At 54.0% G+C, this 25,026-nt stretch carries 20 protein-coding genes and 3 pseudogenes; 19 read left to right on the forward strand and 4 right to left on the reverse strand.

Annotated features, from left to right (window positions below; all coding sequences use genetic code 11):
* The first annotated feature begins 14 nt into the window (after window positions 1-14).
* The gene (locus OCY70_RS20430) at window positions 15-317 is read left to right on the forward strand and encodes a YunC family protein (protein ID WP_261945147.1); all 303 of its coding nucleotides are present in this window, start codon (window positions 15-17) and stop codon (window positions 315-317) included.
* 125 nt (window positions 318-442) lie between these two features.
* On the opposite strand, the pseudogene mtnK reads toward OCY70_RS20430, so the two are convergent.
* Window positions 443-1,574: pseudogene (gene mtnK, locus OCY70_RS20435) on the reverse strand (S-methyl-5-thioribose kinase).
* Window positions 1,575-1,894: 320 nt separating this feature from the next.
* Here mtnK and OCY70_RS20440 point away from each other — a divergent pair.
* The 12 genes and pseudogenes from OCY70_RS20440 (at window position 1,895) to OCY70_RS20495 (ending at window position 12,913) form a co-directional block, all read left to right on the forward strand.
* Entirely contained in the window at window positions 1,895-2,365 is a 471-nt protein-coding gene (locus OCY70_RS20440) for a Dps family protein (protein WP_213427587.1), read from the forward strand.
* A gap of 545 nt (window positions 2,366-2,910) precedes the next feature.
* Entirely contained in the window at window positions 2,911-3,693 is a 783-nt protein-coding gene (gene sufC, locus OCY70_RS20445) for a Fe-S cluster assembly ATPase SufC (RefSeq protein WP_213427588.1), read from the forward strand.
* 42 nt (window positions 3,694-3,735) lie between these two features.
* Window positions 3,736-5,043, forward strand: coding sequence for a Fe-S cluster assembly protein SufD (sufD, locus tag OCY70_RS20450; protein ID WP_213427589.1), 1,308 nt, complete (start codon window positions 3,736-3,738; stop codon window positions 5,041-5,043).
* The gene (locus OCY70_RS20455; protein WP_213427590.1) at window positions 5,040-6,266 is read left to right on the forward strand and encodes a cysteine desulfurase; all 1,227 of its coding nucleotides are present in this window, start codon (window positions 5,040-5,042) and stop codon (window positions 6,264-6,266) included. Before sufD ends, OCY70_RS20455 begins: the two co-directional genes overlap by 4 nt.
* On the forward strand, window positions 6,253-6,678 hold the full coding sequence (gene sufU, locus OCY70_RS20460; RefSeq protein WP_168180474.1) for a Fe-S cluster assembly sulfur transfer protein SufU: 426 nt from the start codon (window positions 6,253-6,255) through the stop codon (window positions 6,676-6,678). The genes OCY70_RS20455 and sufU overlap by 14 nt, the downstream gene beginning before the upstream one ends.
* A gap of 44 nt (window positions 6,679-6,722) precedes the next feature.
* A complete protein-coding gene (sufB, locus tag OCY70_RS20465; protein ID WP_213427591.1) occupies window positions 6,723-8,120 on the forward strand; it encodes a Fe-S cluster assembly protein SufB in 1,398 nt (465 codons plus the stop codon).
* A 197-nt stretch (window positions 8,121-8,317) separates the two neighbouring features.
* Window positions 8,318-9,241, forward strand: coding sequence for a bifunctional helix-turn-helix transcriptional regulator/GNAT family N-acetyltransferase (locus tag OCY70_RS20470; protein WP_213427592.1), 924 nt, complete (start codon window positions 8,318-8,320; stop codon window positions 9,239-9,241).
* A gap of 109 nt (window positions 9,242-9,350) precedes the next feature.
* Window positions 9,351-9,993 (forward strand): annotated as a pseudogene (locus OCY70_RS20475) (MFS transporter); the annotation flags it as partial.
* A 189-nt stretch (window positions 9,994-10,182) separates the two neighbouring features.
* Entirely contained in the window at window positions 10,183-10,455 is a 273-nt protein-coding gene (locus OCY70_RS20480; protein ID WP_213427593.1) for a DUF4183 domain-containing protein, read from the forward strand.
* 156 nt (window positions 10,456-10,611) lie between these two features.
* Window positions 10,612-10,920 carry a hypothetical protein gene (locus OCY70_RS20485; protein WP_261945148.1) on the forward strand — a complete coding sequence of 103 codons (309 nt, stop codon included), beginning with the start codon at window positions 10,612-10,614 and terminating at the stop codon, window positions 10,918-10,920.
* Between the two features lie 398 nt (window positions 10,921-11,318).
* Window positions 11,319-11,525, forward strand: a complete 207-nt coding sequence (locus OCY70_RS20490) for a hypothetical protein (protein ID WP_213427594.1) — start codon at window positions 11,319-11,321, stop codon at window positions 11,523-11,525.
* Between the two features lie 491 nt (window positions 11,526-12,016).
* On the forward strand, window positions 12,017-12,913 hold the full coding sequence (locus OCY70_RS20495; protein WP_213427595.1) for a polysaccharide deacetylase family protein: 897 nt from the start codon (window positions 12,017-12,019) through the stop codon (window positions 12,911-12,913).
* A gap of 3 nt (window positions 12,914-12,916) precedes the next feature.
* Here the strand turns inward: OCY70_RS20495 and OCY70_RS20500 are convergent, their stop codons facing one another.
* Window positions 12,917-13,978, reverse strand: coding sequence for an HD-GYP domain-containing protein (locus OCY70_RS20500; RefSeq protein WP_213427596.1), 1,062 nt, complete (start codon window positions 13,976-13,978; stop codon window positions 12,917-12,919).
* Between the two features lie 379 nt (window positions 13,979-14,357).
* On the opposite strand from OCY70_RS20500, the pseudogene OCY70_RS20505 reads away from it, so the two are divergent.
* The 5 genes and pseudogenes from OCY70_RS20505 to yfkAB all read left to right on the forward strand — a co-directional run.
* Window positions 14,358-14,972 (forward strand): annotated as a pseudogene (locus tag OCY70_RS20505) (5'-nucleotidase C-terminal domain-containing protein); the annotation flags it as partial.
* Window positions 14,973-15,245: 273 nt separating this feature from the next.
* Entirely contained in the window at window positions 15,246-16,073 is an 828-nt protein-coding gene (locus tag OCY70_RS20510) for an undecaprenyl-diphosphate phosphatase (protein ID WP_249724862.1), read from the forward strand.
* Between the two features lie 200 nt (window positions 16,074-16,273).
* Complete coding sequence (locus OCY70_RS20515; RefSeq protein ID WP_213427632.1) at window positions 16,274-17,359, forward strand: HD-GYP domain-containing protein; 1,086 nt, start codon at window positions 16,274-16,276, stop codon at window positions 17,357-17,359.
* Between the two features lie 60 nt (window positions 17,360-17,419).
* Complete coding sequence (locus OCY70_RS20520) at window positions 17,420-19,660, forward strand: MMPL family transporter (RefSeq protein WP_213427598.1); 2,241 nt, start codon at window positions 17,420-17,422, stop codon at window positions 19,658-19,660.
* Window positions 19,661-19,827: 167 nt separating this feature from the next.
* Window positions 19,828-20,979: a radical SAM/CxCxxxxC motif protein YfkAB gene (gene yfkAB, locus OCY70_RS20525; protein ID WP_261945149.1), complete on the forward strand. Its 1,152-nt coding sequence runs from the start codon at window positions 19,828-19,830 to the stop codon at window positions 20,977-20,979.
* Window positions 20,980-21,871: 892 nt separating this feature from the next.
* Here the strand turns inward: yfkAB and OCY70_RS20530 are convergent.
* Window positions 21,872-22,867 (reverse strand): YpdA family putative bacillithiol disulfide reductase, encoded by a 996-nt coding sequence (locus OCY70_RS20530; protein WP_213427600.1) that lies wholly within the window; start codon window positions 22,865-22,867, stop codon window positions 21,872-21,874.
* A gap of 196 nt (window positions 22,868-23,063) precedes the next feature.
* Between OCY70_RS20530 and OCY70_RS20535 the strand changes: the two genes are divergently transcribed.
* Complete coding sequence (locus OCY70_RS20535) at window positions 23,064-23,759, forward strand: HAD family hydrolase (protein ID WP_213427633.1); 696 nt, start codon at window positions 23,064-23,066, stop codon at window positions 23,757-23,759.
* Window positions 23,760-23,837: 78 nt separating this feature from the next.
* Here the strand turns inward: OCY70_RS20535 and OCY70_RS20540 are convergent, their stop codons facing one another.
* Window positions 23,838-25,013 carry a YheC/YheD family endospore coat-associated protein gene (locus OCY70_RS20540; RefSeq protein WP_213427601.1) on the reverse strand — a complete coding sequence of 392 codons (1,176 nt, stop codon included), beginning with the start codon at window positions 25,011-25,013 and terminating at the stop codon, window positions 23,838-23,840.
* Window positions 25,014-25,026: the final 13 nt, after the last annotated feature.

Raw genomic sequence — 25,026 nt, forward strand, 5'->3', positions numbered from 1 at the left:
AAGGGGAATTCAAGATGATGCGTATGGTGCCAATGACTGTGGACGGCATGACCGTTCTAGGCATGGAAGTCAAGCTTCCAAAGACGACGCTGCTCGCGATTACGACAGAGGAAGGATACATTATGTGCGGAGCGCTCGATGTCGGACTGCTGAATGAGAAGCTCAAGGATCGCCGCATTATTGCGGGGCGTGCTGTCGGGGTGCGCACGCTGGAGCAGCTGCTGGAAGCGCCGCTCGAGTCGGTGACCGTCGAGGCGGAGAGCCGGGGCATTCATGCCGGCATGACGGGAAGAGATGCGCTCGCGCGGATGGCGTAGGTTGACACGGAGCCTCCTGCCGGAGGACGCGTGTACCGAAGGCGAAAAGCAGGCGGCTTTTCGCCTTCGCGGATCTATCAACCGGCAACGATAGGGGACAAAGCGGCCCCGGATTCCTCTATTATTTAGGACAGGTCATAGGCATACTCATCCTCGAAGGCTGACTCGGCTGCCGCGATAGCTTCCCGAATGGAGCGCACAGACCGGTTGGACAGGATGAATGCCTTGCCGATCCGCAGCGCCATCCGCAGCGCCCGCAGCCGGATCGCATCATTCTCAATGCGGTCGATGTCGGCGACATGGGAGAGGCCGACAATCCGGCGAATCATTTTGCAGCCGGCATAACCGACCGCATCCTGCATCATTCGTTCCATATATAGATCCTGATGTCCAGGGGTGAATGACAAAGGATCGAGGCCATGCTCGTTCCACAGCGAGCGGAAGCGGGACTCGAACCCGGTCCACACCGCCTCAGCCGTCGCCAGCAAATGGGCGCGGTGCCGCTTCCGGGCGGCTTTGTCCGCACTCCAATATTCATGGCCGGCCGCATTGAGCAGCAGATTGGCCAGGACCGCGCCGATATCGAAGCCGATCGCCATAAAAGGCGAACTCCGGATCAATTACTTTGGTCGAGTCCGGCGTGACGAAGATGCTTCCCGTGTGGTCGCCATGCAGCAGCGCCTGAGCTTGCGTCAGGAACTTCTCCCGCAGCAGCATCACTTCCAGATGAAGGGCCCGATATTCCCGCAGCTTGCGGTGATCCTCGGGCAGCGCTTCCTCGCAATGATTGTTCGGTGACTCGGTATAGGGATCGTCGAAGATCAGATCCCCGGTTAGTTTGCACAGCTCGGGGTTGGCGAACGAAGCAGCGATTTGCTTTTTCTCCTGCTGATTGCAGCCCAGGTCCGAGGTGAAGAAGAACGTATGCGCCATAAATTCCGCAATATGATCTGGGACGAGCCTTCCTTGATTCAAAAGGGCTTCGCTTTCGATTCGGGCCCGATCCAAAGTGAGCGGCCACGATTCGCCCGCCACTTTTGCATACGGAAGCGCCTGCTTGATAATAATACGTCGAGGGGAAGTCGATTCATCGGTTCCCTCCGCAACGCCGATTACCCGAAACACCAAATTCAAGTTGCCGTCGCCGATTTCCTCGCAATGAAGAGGCAGATCGGGCGGGAACAATCCTTCGATCCCGCGGGCCAGAGCCACGGCATCCTCCAGGCTCAAAGGACGGTAAGCTGTGTGATAAGTCATCGTAGACAGGCATCTCCCGGTACTAAAATGAACATGAACAATCTTCCATTGAAGAGGTTGTGCAAAACACTCGCTCCAAGACTGTTGCGATTTAGTATATCGGATTTTTTTCCTGTGGAAACTTTAAATTTGGAGGATGAGCAGCTCAGGGCCCGGGATTCAAAAACGCCGGCTAAGGGTACTTACTGGATAAGGGATGCGGAGCTCCGGGACGGTATAAAATGATGCAAAATTTCCGTCAAGGGGTTGAAATTAACTCATTCTTATATTAGAATTGTTATCAACAAGGAATAAATCAAAACTCAGGAGGCGTTTTATTTATGTCGAATCAAAAATTGCAGCAAATGTTGAATCAGCAAGTAGCCAACTTGAATCTGATGTATGTGAAGCTTCACAACTACCATTGGTTTGTAAAGGGCGATTTGTTCTTCACGCTTCATGAGAAGTTCGAAGAATTCTATAATGAAATCACGGAGAAAATGGATGAAGTGGCGGAAAGATTGCTTACGATCGGCGGCAAGCCTTACGCTACGCTGAAGGAGTATGCGGCGAACGCGACGATTCCGGAAGCGCGCGGCAATGAGACAGCCGAAGAGATGGTCAAGCAATTGATCGAGGATTTCAATCAATTGATTACCGAATTCGGAGAAGCGTTGAAGGAAGCCGACAGCATCGGAGACAACGTGACTAACGATATGCTGATCGGCATGCAGGGCGATCTGGAGAAGCATATCTGGATGCTGAGCTCTTATCTTGGAAATGCCTCCAAAGCCGTTCATCAGATGGCGTAAGCCAGGAGCGGCATAAAGACATCTGTCAGCGTCCCACTAAGAATAGTTTGAAGGTGAAGCATCCTTTGCCAATTGGTGAGGGATGCTTCTTCATGCTTGATTGCATTCAGGCGGGAATGGCTTCAATAAGGATAATCATATTGATATTGATTCTCATTTTCAAATGATGCTATAATGATTTTGTTTCCCGGGTAAACAATATTGGCGCCGGGAGTCGGTTTCGCCTCATATGCCGAAGGCGGCCAACGCTCGTTGTTGCATAAATCTTTTCGGTTTGCCCGAAAATGGGTAAGTAAAGATGGTTTCGTTATCCAACTGTTACGTCTGAGCGGTTGCCGTGCTTTGATAGGAGTTCTTGCAGGCTGGCGCGGCTTGTCTTTTGTAAGGTTGATTTATATATCCCGATGTACTAAAATTATATATTGAGAATCACTGATAATCACTTTATAATGATTACTATGTAATAAAAGCTCTTGCAAAAGATTAATCTTTAATTTAAAGTATACATCTTTTTAACAAATCCATCAATCTGGAGGTTACGACACATGGCAACTGAATTCGTCATTAATGGTTTGAAAGCGACCATTGAAGGTAAAGAGATTCTGAAAGGCATCAGCCTCTCGATGAAGGGCGGGGAAGTGCACGCCATCATGGGGCCGAACGGAACAGGGAAGAGTACGTTGGCATCCGCTCTGATGGGCCACCCTAAATATGAAGTAACCGAAGGCAGCGCGACGCTCGACGGCGAAGATTTGCTGGAAATGGAAGTCGATGAGCGCGCACGCGCGGGGCTGTTCCTTGCGATGCAATATCCGAGCGAGATTGCCGGCGTTACGAACTCCGATTTCCTTCGCAGCGCCATCAACGCGCGCCGCGGGGAAGGCAACGAGATCTCTCTCATCAAGTTCATCCGCCAGATGGAATCGAAGATGAAGGAATTGGAGATGAACGAAGAGTTCGCTCACCGCTATTTGAATGAAGGCTTCTCCGGCGGGGAGAAGAAGCGGAACGAGATTCTTCAAATGATGATGCTCGAACCGAAGATCGTCGTCCTTGACGAGATCGACTCCGGCCTGGATATCGACGCGCTGAAAATCGTCGCGAACGGCGTCAATGCCATGCGCAACGAAGACCGCGGCTTCTTGATTATCACTCACTATCAACGGTTGCTGAACTACATCAAGCCTGACTTCGTCCACGTTATGATGCAGGGCCGAATTGTAAAATCCGGCGGACCTGAACTGGCAGAGCGCCTTGAAGCAGAAGGCTACGACTGGATTAAGGAAGAGCTTGGCATCACCGATGAGACGGTTGGACAAGACGCCTAACGACATTCAGCAATTCGATTGACAGGAGGAGCGATGGAACCGATGAGCACGCAAATAACTTTACCAGTGAACCGGGATGCGGTAGCCAACCTTTCCGCCCGCACTAACGAACCGGCATGGTTGACCGAGTTCCGGCTGCAGGCCTTGGACAAGGCGGCAACACTGGATAACCCGATATTTGAAAAAACGAAAATCGACCGCTGGGATCTTAACGCATACGGCCAGTATGCGGAAGGCCCGGCGGCTGGCAGCTTCGCAGCCCTCCCGGAAGGCGCCCGCGCCGTATTCGGCGAAGGCGCGGAACCGGAGAATGTGCTGGTGCAGCATAATTCCGCAGTTGTGTACAGCAAGCTGAATGCAGAGCTGGCTGCCAAAGGCGTCATTTTCACGGATCTGCATACGGCGGCCCGCGAGCATGAAGAATTGGTGAAGCCGTATCTGATGCAGGCCGTCAAGGCTGACGAGCACCGCATTGCGGCGCTGCATGCAGCGCTGTGGAACGGCGGCGCATTCCTGTACGTGCCTCGAAATGTAGAAGTGGACGTACCGGTGCAAGCTTTGTTCTTTACCGATGATGCCAAGGCTACGTTCGCGCCGCATGTCTTGATTGTGGCCGATGCGAACAGCCGGGTGAATTATGTGGATAATTACGTGTCCGGATCGTTGAGCGAACCGGTTATGCACAACGGTGTGGTCGAAGTGTTCGTCAAGCCGGGCGCGAAGGTGACTTACGCTTCCATCCACCATCTTGGCGAAGCGACGACCGATATTTCGTTCCGCCGCGCCATCGTAGAGAATGACGGCCGCATCGAGTGGGTCGTCGGCGAGATGAACAACGGCAATGGAGCTTCCGATACCTGCTCGATTCTGAAGGGGAACGGCTCCACTTCCGATGCGAAGGTTATCTGCGTCGGCAACGGAGAGCAGAAGCTGAACATTACGACGAAGGCCGTTCATATCGGCCTCGGTTCCGAGAGCGACATGATTACCCGCGCCGTAATGCGTGAGTCCGCCTCTTCCATCATCAACGGCATTACGAAGATCGAGAAGGGCGCTTCCAAAGCGAACGGACAGCAGACCGAACGCGTGCTGATGCTGAGCCCGAAAGCCCGCGGCGACGCCAACCCGATTCTTCTCATCGATGAGGATGACGTTAAGGCAGGACACGCCGCGTCGGCCGGGCAAGTGAATCCGGAGCAAGTCTATTACCTGATGTCCCGCGGCGTATCCAAGGAGGAAGCGGAGAACCTGATTATTCGCGGGTTCCTGGCTCCGGTCGTGGCCGAACTGCCGAACGAGCATCTGCAGGATCTGCTGCGCCGCTACATCGAAAGGAAGTTAGGACAATGATAGGGCGCGAGCTTCGTAAGCAGTTTCCGATACTGAATCAGGAGATTAACGGTCACCCTCTCGTCTATTTGGACAATGCGGCTACTTCGCAGAAGCCGGCAGCGGTTATCCGTGCTATTCAGGACTACTACGAACGGGACAACGCGAACGTCCACCGCGGCGTGCATACGCTCGGTTCCCGGGCAACGGATGCTTATGAAGGAGCGCGCGAGACAGTAGCCCGGTTCATTCGTGCCCGGCATCCGGAAGAGATTGTGTTCACCCGCGGCACGACGACGGCGTTGAATCTGGTTGCCTCTTCGTATGGCCGCTCCGTGTGCAAGGAAGGCGACGAGATCGTCCTGACGCCGATGGAGCACCACAGCAATCTCATTCCGTGGCAGCAGGTTGCGAAGGCAACCGGCGCTACGTTGAAATATATTCCTCTGCAAGAGGATGGAACGATTGACCTGGCGGACGTGGAACAGACCGTGACGGATCGGACGAAGATTGTCACGGTCACGTATGCCTCGAACGTGCTGGGCGTTATCAATCCGGTGAAGGAGATCGCGGCCATCGCGCACCGTCACGGCGCCGTGATGGTGGTCGACGGGGCCCAGAGCACGCCGCATATGCGGATTGACGTTCAGGACTTGGACTGCGATTTCTACACGCTGTCCGGGCATAAAATGTGCGGTCCGACAGGGATTGGAGCATTGTATGGCAAGAAAGAGCTGCTGAACAAGATGGAGCCGATCGAGTTCGGCGGCGAAATGATTGACCATGTTGACTTGTATGAGTCGACATGGAAAGAGATCCCGTGGCGCTTCGAAGGCGGCACGCCGATCATTGCCGGAGCCGTCGGCTTGGCCGCGGCGATGAAGTTCCTCGAAGAGGTCGGCCTCGACGCGATTGCCGCTCATGAGCACGAGCTGGCGCAATATGCGGTCGAACAGCTCTCCGCGATTGAAGGGATTACGATTTACGGTCCGAAGAAGAACCGGATCGGTCTCGTTACCTTCAATCTGGATGATGTTCATCCGCATGATGTGGCGACCGTTCTCGATTCGAAGGGAATTGCCATTCGCGCCGGCCACCATTGCTGCCAGCCGCTGATGCGCTGGCTGAAGGCAAGCGCGACGGCACGGGCAAGCTTCTATCTGTATAATACGGAGGAAGACATCGACCGTCTGGCAGAAGCCTTGCGGGCAACAAAGGAGTATTTCAGCGATGCAATTGGATGATTTGTACCGGCGCGTCATCATGGATCATTACAAAAAGCCGCGCAACCGCGGTACGTTCGATTCCGATGCGGTAACGATCGAGTTGAACAATCCGACCTGCGGCGACCGCATTTCCTTGCAGCTTATGGTGGAGGATAATAAAGTCGTCGATGCCCGCTTTACCGGAGAGGGCTGCTCGATCAGCATGTCGAGCGCCTCGATGATGACCGACGCGGTCAAGGGCCGAACGTTGGAAGAAGCGATTGAGATGGCTGAACGATTCTCCTCCATGGTGAAAGGCGAGAACGTGACATTCGACGAGTATGAAGATCTGGAAGCACTGTCTGGCGTATGTAAATTCCCGGCCCGGATCAAATGTGCGACGCTGGCCTGGAACGCGCTGCGCAAAGGGATTGAAGAGCCGACGAAATAACGGCGAAAATGTACGTGGATAACGTACGGAGGAGGTAATGCACCATGGCGAAAGAATTGCCAGAACTTGAGGAATATAAATATGGCTTTCGCGATAATCATCAGTCGATTTTCCAATCCGGCAAAGGCTTGACTCCGGAAATCGTCCGGGAAATCTCCAAGATTAAGGGCGAGCCGGACTGGATGCTCGATTTCCGCTTGAAATCGCTGAAGCAATTTGAGAAAATGCCGCTTCCGCGTTGGGGCGGCGACCTGGATGAATTGGATTTCGACGATATTCAATATTATGTTCGTCCTTCCGAGAAGCAAGGCAAGACGTGGGAGGAAGTGCCGGCGGAGATTAAGGAGACGTTCGACAAGCTGGGAATTCCGGAAGCGGAGCAGAAGTTCCTGGCGGGCGTATCCGCGCAGTACGAATCGGAAGTCGTCTACCACAGCATGCAAAAGGAGCTCGAAGAGCAAGGCGTTATCTTCATGGATACCGACTCGGCTCTGCGCGAGCATCCGGAAATTTTCAAGGAGCACTTCGGCACGGTCGTTCCACCGGCGGACAACAAGTTCGCTGCATTGAACAGCGCCGTATGGTCCGGGGGGAGCTTCATCTATGTACCGAAGGGAGTCAAATGCGAAATCCCGCTGCAGGCGTATTTCCGCATCAACTCCGAGAACATGGGGCAATTCGAGCGCACGCTCATCATCGCCGACGAGGACAGCTTCGTGCACTATGTAGAAGGCTGCACGGCTCCTATCTACAGCACGAACTCGCTTCATAGCGCGGTGGTCGAGATTATCGTGAAGAAGAACGCCCGCGTTCGCTATACGACGATTCAGAACTGGGCGCCGAACATTTACAACCTGGTTACGAAGCGTGCGGTCTGCGAAGAGAACGCGAACATGGAATGGGTGGATGGCAACATCGGCTCCAAGCTGACAATGAAATACCCTGCCGTTATTTTGAAGGGTCGCGGAGCCAAAGGCTCGGTGCTCTCCATCGCGGTAGCGGGCAAAGGCCAACATCAGGATGCAGGCGCGAAAATGCTGCATCTGGCGCCGGACACGACATCGACGATCGTATCCAAGTCGATCTCGAAGCACGGCGGCAAAGTTACGTATCGCGGCATCGCGTCCTTCGGCCGGAATTCCGAAGGATCCAAGGCCAATGTCAAATGCGATACGCTCATCATGGATAATCAATCGACGTCCGATACGATTCCGTATAACGAAGTCATGAATGACAACATTCAATTGGAGCATGAGGCGACCGTATCCAAGGTATCGGAGGATCAGCTGTTCTATCTGATGAGCCGAGGATTGACGGAAGACGAAGCGACACAAATGATTGTCATGGGCTTCATCGAGCCGTTCACGAAGGAATTGCCGATGGAATATGCGGTTGAGATGAACCGCCTGATCAAATTGGAGATGGAAGGCTCTATCGGTTAATAAACGAAAACCCTTGTCACATCAATCTGTGGCAAGGGTTTTTTTATAGCGGGTTATTCCGGTTCCCCCCTCCTGCATATCTGCCGGAACGGAAAAGGCACTGCATGTGAGTTAAGAGAAAATAGTTGACTCAGGCAAGTATTCGATGTAAAAATGATAATATCTAATATTTTATCAATTTCTGAAGAGGTGTAGAGATGACTAGGAAACAAGAAAAATTCGGGACAGAATTCAGAACGTTCAATCGATTTTACACCGATGTTTTAGGGTTTTTGAATGAGCATATTTATGACAGTCCTTTTTCACTAACGGAAACTCGTATTTTATATGAAATTTATACTACTCCTAATTGCACGGCTAAATATATTCAAGAAAGACTAGATTTAGATGGCGGCTATGTAAGCAGAATTATCAAAAGATTTGAGAAAGAGAAAATGATTGATAAACATAAATGCAAAGAAGATGGGCGTAATCATCTTTTGTACGTGACAGATCATGGGAAGCTGATTTATAAAGAATTGGAAAAGAAAGCGAATCAACAAGTAGGGTATATTCTGGAAAACTTAAATCTTGAAGAAAAACAGAAACTTGTTTCATCTATGAATAGGATACAAGAAATTCTCTCTGATTCCGCATTTGTAAAAAAAGAAAAATCGGTTTCTATTCGAAGTTACTACACTTCTGAAGATGTTAAGAACATCATTGAACAGCAATGGACATATTACCACAAAGTCTGTAAGTGGGATGAAGGTTTTTTAAAGTATCTTTATGAGACGTTTGACGCCGAAATCGAAAGAATATGGATAGCCGAAAGAAATAGGCAGTTTGCGGGCTGCATAGGTTTAGTGAATAGTGGTCCTCGTGTAGGACAATTAAGGTGGTTTTTGGTAAAACCCGTTTTTCAAAAACAAGGGGTAGGGAGCCAGTTGATTCACTCTATTGTTGACTATTGTAAAAACCATAATTATGAACGAATTTTTCTATGGACCGTTCGTGATATGTTGAATGCCAGATTTTTATATCAAAAGTTCGGGTTTGAAATGACGGAGGAACAAGAAGAAAAGACATTGTGGGGAACAAGATTAGTTGAAGAGCGTTGGGATCTAGAGCTGCGAAGGTAAAGTCTTGTTTTGAGGAGTAATGATCATGAGGGTAAAGTTTCATTATGCTTGGGTTATTATTTTTGTTACCTTTTTGACTTTTTTAACAGTTTAGGGGGTTCGCCTCTCATTCGGAGCTGGGCAAATGTTTCTTGTTCCAGGCTCTCTCCTCTTCATTGATTGGTTCGGTTGGAAAGCAACCGTTGTTGTCCAAGGTGTCTTGTTAACGCTTGCCCTTTGGTATTTGTGGTTTTACCACTACAGGATTAATGGATACTCACCTTATTCCCTTTTCGCATGATCATGGCTTTTCAACAACGGTCACCAGCGCAGCTGTAAGCAGACTTGCGGGTTTTAACATAGTAGGAATTCTGATTTCTGGAGTAATAGCAGATCGTTGGAGCTGCCGAAAAATGTTGTTCGCTTTCTACGCGATAAGGGCAGTTTCCATTTGCATCCTTTTATATAGTCATGACTCCATGTTATTACTTATTTTTGCGGTCATATTTGGATTGGTTGACTTTGCGACAGTAGCACCGACCCAATTATTAGCTACGAACTATTTCAAAACATATTCCATTGGTTTTATTTTAGGGTGGCTTTTTTTTAGTCACCAAGTCGGGTCGGCATTGGGAGCCTATTTACCAGGGTTGTTTTACAGCGAGACAGGAAGCGATAACATTTCATTCTACTTATCGATTTTTATTTTAGTAGCAGCAGCTATTTTAAACCTTTTGCTTCCTGAACCTTATAAAGTCTCTCAAAAGAAATAATCTTTTCTTACTTCCTTGCAACAACCGGTGGAAGCTTATCGACAGCGGCATGATGGAACATAGCTTGTTCCTGTAGCTGCAATCCTTTATCCATATGCTTTCGGAACTTTTTGAAAATTTATCATTTCCTCATGTCAGGTGTATAAAACACTCCTTGTCCCACTTGCATTAACTATAGCATCCTTGATTATGGGGGGAGAAGCAGGCCGGAGATTTCAGTCGACCATTGGCGCCGGTACAGGTACAGGCGCTACGTTCGCGATAGCGGCGACTGCATTTACTGACGATACCGGCGCCGCTGCGACGGCTTTTCCAGGATCTTTTGCATATTATACCCTCTACGTCAATGGCGTCGTCCAATTGGGGGATGCGTCAACCGTAACAACAACGACGATTACGATCCCGGATGGAGATGTGTTGGATGAGGCCACTCCTGTCGTGGTCGAATTTGTGGTCAATTAATAACGGATCAACGATTTCGTAAGTAAGCATCTCATTGGCTGTTCCGGGATGCCCGCTTTCTGGAACAGCTTTTTTTGTGCTTCTGGTTAGGTCCCCAAAATTGTTGCCGGCATACGATAGGAATAAGGTACCAATTGTAGGGGGTGAAAAATCAACATGGACGATCAAGTGATTCGTGTTACGGCAAAACCGTGGGATCCGGCCTTAAAGATCAGCATTGTCGATCCTTCTGACACAAGCACGAGCAGTTCCATTACTCCACCTCCAGACTGTCCGGCGGTGTTTCCGGGGGAACCGCTTCCTCCGCCGGCTCCCGAGATTTTGCAGGTGGAGACCTGTCAGTTCACTACGATCGCGGATGGGGTTCGACACGCATACATGAATGGGGATGGACTCGCTCAATTCCAGAGCAGCAGCATAGCGCGCAAGGGCCGTCGCATATCGCTGCAAGTGGCAGCAGCATAGCGCTCCATGCCGGAGCGGCACAACAGCTCCCCAAGCCTGCAAAAGTGCAGCATTTTATGCTAAGGCCCCGGAGATTTCACGAAATTGCTGCGCTCATACATCATTTTCTTCAAACTGCCACATATTCAAACGAAAACGAGTGAAATTCCTGCACTTTGGCAGGATTCCCTTTTCCAAGGATCGAACCCTGGGGAATTCCTGTATTTTTACATCTTTTCCGGCGGGCGGCGGGCGGGGGACAACAATCGCACATACAGGACAAGCTAATCACAACCCAAGCTGCGAACCCTATACAAAACTTACCCCGCAGAGAAAACTGCTTCTTTTTACCGTTGTATACCGAACACATATTCGTGTATACTAACTCATAAGCAAACGAATGTTCGGGGTGATGTGGAGTGAAGATAGAGCATTATATAGGCAGCACGCTAGAAATCATCTATGAGGATTGGCACGGAACCATTACTCAGCGGCGGATTATCGTGCGCCGGATCCGGGACGGCGTCCTGCATGCAACCTGTCTTGCCGCAGGAGGCTGGCGCCCGTTCCGGCTGGAACGCATCTTATCCTGGAAGCCGCTGACCGGCCGCGGACGATCGGCATAAGACAACTTTACCAGAACGTGGTGCAGTAGAAGCAATAGCTGGAATTCCCGCGTTTTGGAGGGTAGCCTATGCGCAGCCATCTCTCTCACTGGAACCGGATGCACAACCACCGCCGATTGATGAATTGGCTCGTTTCGCCGCTTTGGTTACCCTGAACATGATTTCTCTAGAGGAACCTAGATTATATCTGCTAATGATATCGATATATCTGCAAATGATATCGATCGGGATATAACCTATATTCTTGTCTTGAAGAAAAGTTCTTTAGGCAGCTTTCGTGTAATGAGTCAATTGAGCAATAGAAACCAGATATGCAGTTTTCCTCATTTCTTTCTGTCCCCAAGCCCTTTCTGCCGACCCAGAATCTTTCGAAATTCGGTTCCCCATGAATGTCTTCCCTCCGCTGGCGCATAATAAGTGAATCTTCACTGGTTGCGCCTGATCGCGCACCGCAGAGAATGTTCGACAGCAGTTGTGAAGGAGGAAGCGACATGAATCGCGTAAGGAAACGCCTGGAACGAGCGGCACGAATCGGGATGATCTGCTTTGCAGTAATCGCCCTGCTGTTCGTTACGGCGGAGACCAGTGTACATAGAGGGGAGGCTGCGGGGAAGGCGGCCGGTGATAAGGCTGGCCAGCAGAGTCACTTTGCTGCTGCAGCTATATTGGAAGAGCTGAACCCAATGCCGATGAGCGCCGCTGACAAGCCGGTCCGCAAGGGTCGGGCTTATTTCGAGGAGCGGGGAGATATCGTATGGGAGGTGCCGTCAGCCGGCAAGAGGATTGCCCTTACCTTCGATGATGGCCCTGATCCGAAAAATACGCCTGCCATTCTGAATCTGCTGAAGCAGTATGACGCCAAGGCGACCTTTTTCCTGGTTGGCTGGCGGCTCAAGGATAACCCGGAATTGGCGAAGCGCACTCTCCGTGAAGGACATGAGATCGGGAACCATTCCTACTACCATAAATATTTTCGCCGCGGGATATCGGCCGCCGAGATCGAGGAGGATATGATGAAGGCGCACCGCCTCATCAAAAAGGTGACCGGAACGGCCCCTCACTTGTATCGCCCGCCTGGAGGCTATTATAATCAAGAGCTCGTCGATGTCGCCCGTGCCAACGATTACCGCATCGTCATGTGGTCATGGCATCAGGACACGAAGGACTGGAGCTCGCCCGGTGTTCAGCGTATCGTCAATAAAGTTCTGAGTTCAGCCGGGAATGGGGACATCGTGCTGATGCATGATTTCGCGGAGGGCCGTTCGCAGACGGTGGAGGCGTTGAAGACGATTTTGCCGGAACTCAAAAAGCGGGGCTTCTCCATAGTCACGGTCTCCGAGTTGATGGCGCACCGGGTCAAGGGAGAAGTGAACACGCCCCGCAGATAAAAGTTACATGTATACATGCTCGATTTCCAACTGTCTCCGCTGCGCCAGATCGACGAACTCCTGATCGATTTGCACGAGCGGGCGGAACAGTTCGGTCTGATTCGACATTACGATGACTCCCGTCCGGCCGTCATTGAGGCGGGCTTGCTTGTGCAGGAAGTTCGGAATCATGTTCCGGATAAAGGTATGGGTCATCGTAGGATCCAATTGGCCGAAGCTCATCGCGTGCAGCTCCCGCAAGACGCAGAACAGGTTCTGCTTCGGCAGGCCGCTGCAGGCCGAGGTCATCTCGCTGTACACATCGGCGATGGCGACGATACGGGAGACGGGATGAATCTCGTCTTCCTTCAGGCCAATCGGATAACCGCTTCCATCCAGCCGTTCGTGATGCTGCAGCGCGGCCAGATACAGCCATTCGTCTTCATAAGTTCCTCGAAGCAAGTCGCACCCGAAGCGGGTATGCTTTTTCAACTTCTCGGCCTCTTCCTCGCTCTGAATTCCCGTACTAGCCAGCGATGAGCTGTCCGCATCCACCAGGGCCATGCCGATCTCGTGAAGGAAGCCGGCCTTGCCGACGCGTACCGCATCCGCCTCATTATAATTGAGCCACTTCGCCAAATAATAGGACAGCATTCCGACTTGCACCGAATGCTGGTAGGTGCACTCATCTTCCGCTCCCATCCTCAGGAGGAGGGAGACGACATCCCGTTCCGCCTTAATCTGGTGAATCAGCGGCGTCAAGGTCTTTTCCACTTGCTCATCTTGTATATGACCATGGGCAGCCGCCTCATAGAATAGCTGCTCCACTCCGGCGACGGCCTCCCTGTAGGTAGACTGGAGCCGTTCCTCTCCGGAAGAGGAAGCTAATTGTGGAAGCGTTGTCATCGATTCGGCTTGTCTTTCTTCAATGTCGATAAAATCAAGATGATGCCGCAGGAGCAGGGCAATGTCCTTCTCCTTCAATCTCGTTCCGGCGGAGATCACAAGCAGACCGTGGGAATTAAAAATATCCTTCGCCACGATATCGCCGTCGGCAACGCTTAAGACATGAACCTTCACGTTCATTCACCGTCCTAGCCAAAAATAGACAACATATGTACCGTAATCATATCAACTTCATCGGAACGTGACAACAGCATTTCCCATTTTACTTAAAAATTATCGGTCATGAAATCTGCCCAGCGCTCGTATACAGAGTAGTAGGGCTTGTATCATCCGCTCCTTCCGGCCTCGATTGCCGGCCATCCCTCCCTCATCCCCTTGCATTGCGGGGGCTTCGGATTATCATCGTCGGCGTTACTGCGCCTTACGTCGACTATTACCGTCTGCTCGGTTGGGAGGTGGGCGATCGATATCTTCCGTACAGGAGGCGGTCTCTGTTCTCCGTCCCCGCGTCGATCTGCTCGTCGTCCTGTCGCACTGCGGGCTGACGACGGATATGAAAATGGCCGGCGAGACGGAAGGGATCGACCTTATTTTGGGCGGACACAGTCATCACTTGCTTCCGGACGGGCATAAAGTCGGCCGGACCTGGCTGCTGGCGGCGGGGAAATACGGCGGCCATCTGGGCGTGGCCGAGTGCCGTCGGGCCCCTTCCGGCGAACTGGAGCTATCGGTGCGCTGCATTCCGGTAAGCGAAGAACTGCCTGATCCGCTCGTGGAAGCCGAACTGCTCCAGGCGAGAGCCGAGGCGACCCGGCGACTATCCGTCCCTGTCGCTCAGGTCGCGGAGCCGCTCTCCGTGCGATATGATCGGCCGTCCCCTCTCGGGCAGCTGCTGGCCCAAGCGCTGCGCGATCATACCGGGGCGGATATCGGTCTCGTCAATGCCGTCCAATTGCTTGGTGATCTGCCAGCCGGAACGGTGACCGAGGGCATGCTGCATAAGCTATGTCCCTCTCCCATCAATCCGGTCCGGATGCAGCTATCCGGCGCGGACGTGAAGCAGGCAATCCGGGAGAGCCTTCACGAGGAAGCTTACGGTCGGGTCGTCCGCGGCTACGGATTCCGCGGGGGCCAGCTTGGCACACTGTGCGTGGACGGGCTGCAGGTGGAATGGAGGCGCGGCCCGGACGAGGAGCGGATTCGACTGTGGCTCGATGGCCGGGAAGTGGCCGATAACGACCGGCTCGTCGCCGGTACGATCGACATGTTTGTATTTGGCGGAGGCTTTCCGAGCTTGACAAATGGACAGGATATCACATTTTTCCTGCCGGAGATGCTGCGCGATATTTTGGCGTCCAGCTGCGCAAGGCGGAGGAGCTGCGCCGCTGCCGCGAGGAGCGGCTTACGATTGTCCATTATCGTTAGTCGGGAAAGGTGGACACCTCTCATGGTCTATATTTGGATAGCGGTTATATTGGGCATCGTGGAAGGCTTGACGGAATTTATTCCGGTTTCCTCTACCGGGCATATGATTTTGACGACCCGGCTTATGGGTATCGCCGAGCAGGAGGACTTTCTGAAGACGTTCGAAATCGTCATCCAGTTGGGCGCGATTCTCGCGATTACGGTTGTGTACTGGGAGCGGATTCTCGCGATGCTCGGACGGCGAAGCCGGACGGTAGCCCAGGGGCATGTCCGCACGAGGCAGCTCAATCTGATCCATGTGGCGCTTGGCATCGGGCCGGCGCTCATCGTCGCTTACTTCGCCCGGGATTACATCAAGAGCCAATTCGACAATACCCCGACCATATTGTGGGCCCTTGTGGGCGGAGGCGTGTTTATGTGGGTCGCGGAATGGTTCGGATCCCGGCGCAAGCCGTCCGCGGAGACGATGGACGACATTACATACCTGCAGGCGCTGCTGATCGGACTGTACCAGATTCTCTCTGTCGTCTTTCCGGGCTTTTCCCGTTCGGGCTCGACGATGTCCGGGGGCATGCTGAGCGGGGTCAGCTATCGGGCGGCTGCCGACTTCTCCTTTTTAATGGCGATTCCCATAATGTTCTTGGCGAGCGGTTATGAGCTGATCGACGGGTATCGCATGCTCAGCCTCGATATTATCGGATTTTTCGCTCTCGGCTTTATCGTCTCCTTTATCGTGGCGTATCTCGTTGTCGTCACCTTTCTGAAGCATATCCAGCGCATTCGGCTGCGCCATTTTGCCATCTACCGCTTCGTGCTTGCCGGGCTGTTCTGGTTCTTTATTATCCGATAAATCGGCGATGCCCATGCCGGCGGTCACCGTCCGACAGATTCTGCCAGCCGCACGCTCCGGGAAACGACAGAAAACAACTTTCGCCTCTTCGCGCGCGGCGGCATTTTTGCTATGATAGAGTAGCTGATAGAGTCGTACGAGTAGAGGAAAAGGGGATTGCCAAATCAGAAAACAGCAGGGGTTGACCATGTGTGCGTTGGATGCCAATTCAGGCTTGCCGTCCCGGCATGCGGCTAGCGAAAAAAATTTTCAATGAAGAAGGCCTCGTCCTGCTGCGCGAGGCGGTACAATTGTCCGAAGCATATATTGAACGGCTCTCGAAGATGGGTATCTCTTATGTGTACATTGAGGATAACCGGACGGAAGGCATCGAGGCTCCTTCGCTGCTGAGCGAGAAGACGCGCAGGGAAGCGGCGGTCATGATCCGGCGCCAGTTCAAGCAGATGATGAATGAATCGACATCGCGGAAGCAGGCGCGGCAGTCCGCTTCGCTCGGCAAAGCTTTTGAAGGCATACTCGATTCGATTATCGACGAGCTGTCCAGTCACGAAGACGCGATGATCATGCTGACCGATATGCAGGCGACCGATCACTACCTGTTCCAGCATTCGTTGAATGTATGTATTTACACGACGCTGCTTGGCATCCATCACGGGTATGGAAAGGAGGAGCAGCGGGTATTGAGCATGGGCGCGCTGCTTCATGATATCGGCAAGACGCAGATTGATCTGAATATTTTGAACAAGCCCGGCAAGCTGACGGATGAGGAATTTGCCCAGATGAAGCGGCATGCCGAGCTTGGATACCTCATCCTGAAGGAGGAGCCGAATATTCCGCTGCTGTCCGCCCATTGCGCGTTCCAGCATCATGAGCGTCTGAACGGAAGCGGGTACCCGCGCGGAATTCGTTCCGATGAGATTCATGAGTATGCGAAATGGGTCGCGATTGCCGACTCCTATGATGCGATGACGTCGCATCGGGTGTATAAGGAGGCTACCTTGCCCCATGTCGCGTTGGAATTGCTGTACACGGGGGCGGATACGCTCTATGATGCATCGATGCTCGCCGTGTTCCGCGATCGGCTTGCCGTCTATCCGATCGGGATATCCGTCCGCCTGAGCACCGGCGAGACCGGCGTCGTCGCCCGCATTCATTCGGAATACCCTCAGCGGCCGATCGTGCGAATCTTGACCGGACCCGAGGGAGAAGAGCTCGCCGTGCCGTACGAGGTCGATCTGGCCCGGTCGCTGAATGTGACGATCGTCAGCTCGCACGTCCAAAATTGACCCTGTCACTCGGGATGCTTACAATGAAGCTATAATAAGAGTGGTCAGGGGGCGACAAACGTGCGGGAAACGGACAGCCGCGGCTTTTTTTGGACATGGGGACAATGGGTATACCGTCGACGACACGCTGTGTGGATCGGTTGGACGGTATTCTTTTTGGCCATGTCTCTGTTGGCCCTGCAGGTTCCTTCGATGCTTAAGGATAACGGATTTACGCCAGCCGGCAGCGAATCGGAGCAGGGGCTGTCCGTTCTGCGCAGCGAGGTCGGGCTCTCTTCGACGACTATGGATATCGTATACGAGAGCAGGGATGGCTCCTCCTTGATGACGGAAGACATATTCAGGCAGATCGAACAAAGGTTTTCCGGACTGAAGCAGGAGCCGTACGTCAGCGACGTCCGTATTCGCCAGGAAGGGCGGCAGGATGATGCGCGGCAGGATGTCGCCGCCGTCCATGTCATTCTCAATCTGGATACGAACGAGGCGTTGGAGAAATATCCGGAGATCCGCAGCCGGATACCGGATCTTCCGCAGGCTGACACCTATGTGAGCGGAGCGACCCCTGTCTACTACGATATGCAGGTAGCAAGCAAACGGGACATTGTGAAGTCGGAGCTGATTGGCTTGCCGATTGCGCTCGTCGTCCTGCTTGCCGTCTTTGGCACGCTGCTGGCCGGCTTGCTGCCGCTCATCGTCGGTGTCGTCAGTGTGACCGTCACCCTCGGTCTTATCTACTTCATCTCGTTCGCGACGGATTCGCTCAGCAACTTTCTCCCGAATGTCGTGACGATGCTCGGGCTTGCCGTCGGGATCGATTATGCGCTGTTTATGGTAAGCCGCTTCCGGGAAGAGCTGCGGCAGCAGGCCTCGGTTGAAGCGGCGGTGGCGATGACCGCCCAGAAGGCGGGGCGCTCGATCTTCTTCTCCGGGGTGGCGGTCCTGATCGGGCTGGTGGCAATGGCGTTCATCGATTTGGCTTTGTTCCGTTCGTTGAGTCTGGGCGGCGTGCTCGTCGTCACGATGTCCGTCATCGTCGGCAACTCGCTGCTGCTGGCTCTGCTGGGTGTCTTCGGCGAGCGCATTAATCGCTTTCCAGTCATTCCGGCGCGGTTCCGGAGCCGGGACGCGGATGGAGGCAGCTCCTTCTGGCGCAGAATCGCGCATAGTGTCATGAAGCGGCCGATTACGATTGTCATCATCCTGTTCGTCCTGCTGACTGGCCTCGCGCTGCCGATGGCCGGCATGAACATCGGCATTCCGGACGCGGAGATGCTGCCGCCGAAGTATGAGTCGCGCGCCGGCTCCGATCTGCTGAACGAGGCATACGACAAGCGGGAGCTGAACCCGATTCTCGTCGCGCTGCGCACGGAGCGGCCCTATACCGATGCCGGGACAATCCGGCAGGCGGAAGCCTGGCAGGCCGAGCTGAGCCGGATGGACGGAGTGCGGCGCGTCGACAGTTACGTAGGCCTGATGAGCGGGCTGCCCGGCCCGGAGGCGAAGGCGGAGGCCTTGAAGGCTCCTTCTCTGCGCGCTCAGTTGGAGAGCAGCCATCTGGCGAAGGACCGCCTTATCGTCATGCAAGTCATTCCCGATAGCGATCCGGAAGGGCAGGAAGTGCGCGATCTCGTCCACAGCCTGAGGAACTGGGAGCTCCAGAGCGGAATGGCCGCCAAATATGTAACAGGCGGACCGGCGGTGCAGCTCGACATTATCGAGCGAATCACGGGGGCGCTTCCGTATGTCGTCGTCTTCATCCTCATCGTGACCTACCTGGTATTGTTCATCGCCTTCCGTTCCGTTCTGCTTCCATTGAAGGCGGTGCTGATGAACATATTGAGTCTCGGATCGAGCCTCGGCATCGTCGTGCTTGTTTTCCAGCACGGATATTTGGCCGATCTGTTCCAGGTCACGTCGACCGGCATGGTGGTTGCGATGCTGCCGGTCATCATATTTTGCGTCGTCTTCGGCATATCGATGGATTATGAAGTCTTCCTGTTGTCGCGGATTGCCGAGGAATACGAGCGAACGGGGCATAACGAGCACAGCACGGCCGACGGCCTCATGAAGACCGGCGGAATCATTACGAGCGCCGCCTTCATTCTGATTGTCGTCGTAGGCGCCTTTATTTTCACGGATAATGAAATGATGAAAGCGATCGGCCTCGGGCTGGCCACTTCGGTTCTGCTCGATGCGACCTTGATCCGCATTTTTCTCGTGCCGTCGCTGATGAAGCTGATGGGGCGGGCCAATTGGTGGGCGCCCAAGCGGTTCCGGCGCGGGGAGAAGAATGCGGCTTAATCGCTTATGGGTCGGACGAATGGCCGCCTTCGCCCGGATTATGCGCACCAGTTACTAGGCGCTAGCCTCTGGCCCCGCGCCAGGCGGAGGGATGGTCCATGTTCGGGCAGGGTGGAGATGGATATCGCAGACAACAGGGTAATGGAAAAAATAAGGTGGAATGTAGCATGAATCAACTAGCAATGGAACGAGTCAAGGAAAAGCAACAGATCAGCCCCGCGTATGATCCTTGGGATCCGATCCGCTCGCTGCGCGCGTACGGACGTCATGTCCTGACCAGCGTCGAGATGACGGTGGCCCAGATGTGCAACATGCGCTGCGAGCATTGCGCGGTCGGGCACACGCTTGTGATGAGCGAGCCGCCGAAGCTGCCGCTCTCCCTCATGCTCAAGCGGCTGGACGAGGTCGAGCATCTGGAGACGCTCAGCATTACGGGCGGAGAGACGATGTTCCATCTGAAGACCGTAACCGACTATATCGTTCCGATTTTGAAATACGCCAGCGAACGAGGCATACGGACCCAGATCAACTCGAATTTGACCTTCGACATCGGCCGCTATGAACTGGTCGCTCCCTATTTGGACGTCATGCACATTTCGTTCAACTATACGTGCATGGAAGATTTTCATGCGGTCGGGTTCACTCATACAAGCCATGAGGTCAAGTCCGGTGCCGCGTCCCGCTTGTACGAGCGGATGATCGACAATACGAAGCGGCTGAGCCAGGCGGGAATGTATATTTCAGCCGAGTCGATGATCAACTACCGGACCCACACCAAGCTGAGCGAGATTCATCAGCTTATCGTCGAGATGGGCTGCCGGCGCCATGAGGTGCACCCGATGTACCCAAGCTCGTTCGCGCAGAATCTTCCGGTGCTGCCGCTGTCCGATCTGAGACAGTCGATACATCGGCTGCTTGATACCCGTCATCGGGACATCTGGATGCTGTTCGGGACGCTTCCTTTCTTCGCATGCAATACGAACGAAGAAGACCAAAAGCTCCTTCAGCGCCTCCGCTCCGAGCCGATGGTCACGCTGCGGAACGATCCGGACGGGCGCAACCGGTTGAATGTCAACCTGTTCAGCGGCGATGTCTTCGTGACCGACTTCGCGGACATCCCGGCCTTCGGCAGCATTTACGAGGGCCGGCTGGACGATATTTTCAATTCCTGGCTGCACGACCACCCGCTGTCCCGCACAGTCGACTGCCATTGCCCGGCGGCTGCCTGCTGCGGACCGAACCTGCTCGTCGCTGACATGTATTACAAGGGCATCGACTTCAAGACAAGAACGGCCCAAATGCCAGCCTTGGCGGAATAAGCAACAGCTTGGAGTTAATCGATATGAGTAGGCGGATGCCAGTTGGCAGTCCGCCTTTTTTCATAAGAGAAAGCATGCTGCACTATGCATATAACCGATCTCCCTGTCGGTCAGGAAGCTGGGATGAGCTTGGCCTGCCTTATAACCATCAGGGAAGGTGGATGAGCCAAGGCTTCCTTATCGCCAATCTCCCTATCGGTCAGGAAGTCGGATGAGCTTGGCTTGCCTTATAACCATTCTCCCCGTCGGTCAGGGAAGGTGGATGACCGTTGGCTGCCTTATAGCCAATCTCCCTATCGGTCAGGAAGCTGGATAAGTGCGGGCTGCCTTTTAGTCAATCTCCCCATGAATCAGGAAAAGTGCACGGCCAGACTAGAAAATTGGAACAGAGTGTTACGGCTAGAAGTGTTATTGCTTGAAAACAAAAGGAATTTTACAAATATTAGATGATGTAAAGAGCCGGAAAATGGGGCCGCTCTGACTGGATGGGATAATGGAACAAAGAGCCAAAAAGAGAGGCCCAACCCTGACGAAAAGGGAGAGTAGTGCAATATGCGGAAATGGGTGAACGGCGGTTTGCTTGCGACCTGAGATGTAAAGTATGGGGGCGGTATGTCCGCTAAAACGGGGGGTCCCCCAGGGAAGGTGCCTAGTCAATGAGAACAGCACGTGTCCATTCACGAACGATACCTATTCGAACGAGGAGAGCATGATTCACGGACGATGCCTAGTCGTCGAACGAGGACAGCATGATTCACAGACGGTCCCTAGTTCAATGAGAAGGACGGGTGTTCATTCACGGACGTAACGGAGGATGGACCAGTCCAATGAGGACGGAGGCTGGTCCATTGGCGGACCGCAGGCACTCCGTCCAATCGGGGCCGAGCGGCTGTTAGTTGCTCGGCCGGGGTTCTGGGCTGGGGCCGATATGGTCGGCAATCAGCCGGCCATGGTAGCGGCCGGTCTCGATGAAGACTTCGTTCGCATTGCGGCCGGATGCGATAACGCCAGCGACATACAGGCCGGGCACGTTCGTCTCCATCGTCTCCGGATCGTAGACGGGCTTGTCCTGATCGTCCTGCATGCGGACGCCGCTCGATTCCAGCAGCTTGCGATCGGGGCGGAAGCCGGTCAAGGCGAGAACGAAGTCACTGCTCAGTTCCTCTGTCGAGCCGTCGCCGCGCTCAATGCGAACCCGGTCTTGGGCAATATGGACGACGCGGGAGTCGTAGCGAATATGGATTCGTTCCTTGGCGAGCTTGCTCTCCAGAATCGGGCGGACCCACGGCTTGATATTGCCGGAGATCTCGGTCCCGCGGTAGACGATGGTTACTTGGGCGCCCACCCGCTCGCATTCGAGCGCGGCATCGACGGCGGAATTGCTGCCGCCGATGATGATTACCTTCATGCCGGCATACGGATGAGCTTCCTGGAAATAATGGGTGACGTGCGGAAGATCCTCACCCGGGATGCCCAGGAGGTTCGGATAATCGAAATAGCCGGTCGCAATGACGACATGCCGGCTGCGGTAGGTGAGCGTTTCTCCGCTTCGGGTCTCCGTATGCAGCGTGAAGACGCCGTCCTCCTCCTTGGCGATATCCTTGACCTCTTCATAGGAGCGGATGCGGAGCCCATACTGCTCCGACACTCTGCGGTAATAGACGAGCGCTTCGTGACGGTATGGCTTCTCATTCGGGGTGGCGAACGGGATGCCGCCGATCTCCAGCAGCTCCGGCGTGCTGAAGAACTGGAGATGGGTCGGATAACGGTAGATGGAATGAACGATGCACTGCTTCTCGATGATGAGCGGATCCCATCCGCTGCGCTGCAATTCAATCGCGGCCGACAGCCCGCAAGGACCGGCGCCTGCAATTATCACTTGTTCCAAATCGGTTCGCCTCCGTGTTACATGCTGTACTATGATGTTATCCGATATGAAGCCGTTCCTCAAGTGAAGAGGCAGCAGCCGTAACAGAATTTTAAAGCGAAGAATAAGGGGAAACGCTCCAGTTCAGCCTCCGCATATGGTATAGTGGGGTCACTGACCGTTTATTTGACGACAAATGGAGGGACTTGCCGTGAGTATGGACACATTGCGCGCAGACCGACTGCCGCGCCCGGAAGCGATGATCTTCGATATGGACGGGACGCTGTTCCGGACGGAATCGCTGTTGATAACGGCATACCATCGCGTATTCGATACATTGCGGAGCGAGAAGCTGCACGAGGGGCCGACGCCGCCGGAAGATCTGATGCTCGGGTCGCTTGGCATGCTGCTGGCGGACATCTGGAAGCGGGTTATGCCGGAAGGCAGCCCGGAGGCGCACCGCCGCGCGGACGAGCTTCTGCTGCAATACGAGCTGTCCGGATTGAACGAAGGCATCGCGGAGCTGTATCCGCAGGTGAAGGAGACCTTGGCTGAGCTGCGGCGCGAAGGCGTGAAGCTGTTCGTCGCAAGCAACGGGCTGGAGGAATATATACAGGCGATCGTGAAGACCTTCGGCATGGACGAGCTGTTCACCGGCTTGTACAGCGCGGGCGGAAGAGGCACCGCGACCAAGGTGGAGCTGGTCCGCCTCCTGAAGTCGGAGCATGGGATTGATTCGGCCTGGATGGTCGGTGATCGCTCCTCTGACGTGGAAGCGGGGAAGGAGAACGGGCTGGCCGTCATCGGCTGCCAATATGCCGGCTTTGGCCAGGAGCAGGAGCTCGAGGGTTCAGACGTCATCATCCGCAAATTCGACGAGCTGTTGGACTTATACCGCTCGACAGTCTCTTAATCACTCGACAGCCTCTTTACCGAGACAGGCGCAGCTCTCCGAGTCTGCGCCTGTCGTATGTGATGGACGCTTCTGAATTCAAGCGTCCTTTTTATCTTCCGGCTTGCTCTCTTCTGGCGCCTGCGTCGCTTTGCCGGAATCCGGCAGCTTGATGCCCGCCTTTTTGCGGTACAGCCAGGATGCATATTCCAGCGGGCGCACTATGGAGTTGCGGTACGTCTCCTTGTCGCCGATGCGGTAGAACACTTCCCGCGCCGGCTTCGGATTGACCTCCAGCAGCCAAATGCGCCCTTTCTGGTCGATCGCGAGATCAAGCGCCAGCTCGCACAGGGCATCATATCGCTTCTCGAGGAAGGCGGCCACCTCAAGACTGAGGGCTTCGGCTTCCTTGCGGATGTTCTGGATGCGCGTCTTGTCGCCTATCCACTGCGACAGCAGTTCCTCCATCCGCACAGCCTGGCCTCCCCCGTGGAGATTCGAGGTGATGCTGTTGACCGGTCCGACGCGGCCGGCGCAGCCGGTAACCGACCAGGCGCCGGATCCGTTCTTCTGCACGAGCATCCGGTAATCATGCACGCGGCCGCTCGGCAGCTTGAGCGCGATGCCCTGCTGGATGAGATAGCGGTCGTTCGCCTTCCAGGAGGATAGCCGCGCGGCCAGTTGGGAGTAGGTCATTTTCTGCGGCCGGATGACCTGCCGCTGATGATCTCTTCCCTCGACATAGACCACGCCGTCCGAGGAGCGGATGCGCTGGATGCGAAGAATGCCGCGCCCTCCCGTGCCGTTAATCGGCTTCAGGTAGAGCAGCGGCCGCTCCTTCAGCATGCGCTGCACATCCTGAATTCCCGAATACAGTCTTGTGTCGGGAAGATACTTCTTAAGGGATGGGACTGTGGAGAGCACCTGGTAGATCGTCCATTTATTGCGAAGCGGACGGTTCAGATAAAGCAGCTTCGGGTATTTGCTGCGGAACCGCTTCAGCTGCTCGAATCGGTAGCTTTTCTGAATGCGGCACCGATCGAAGATCATGGTCGGGAAGCGGGTCCATTTGCGTGTCCAGCGCTTGCTCTCCGGGTGGTACCACATGCCGTTAATTCGCTTGTGCTGCTCATCGACATCCTGCGGGGTGAACACGAAGACGGTCAACCCCAGCTTTTTCCCGGCCACGATCATCTTCTGATAAATATGCCGTTCTTCCAAGTGCTTTTGCTCATTCAAATAAAGCGTCAAAATGCCAAGAACGGGTTCATCCAAGTGTCTTCACCTT

Origin of the sequence: Paenibacillus melissococcoides, from assembly GCA_944800085.1 — a bacterium.
Lineage (GTDB): Bacteria > Bacillota > Bacilli > Paenibacillales > Paenibacillaceae > Paenibacillus_B > Paenibacillus_B melissococcoides.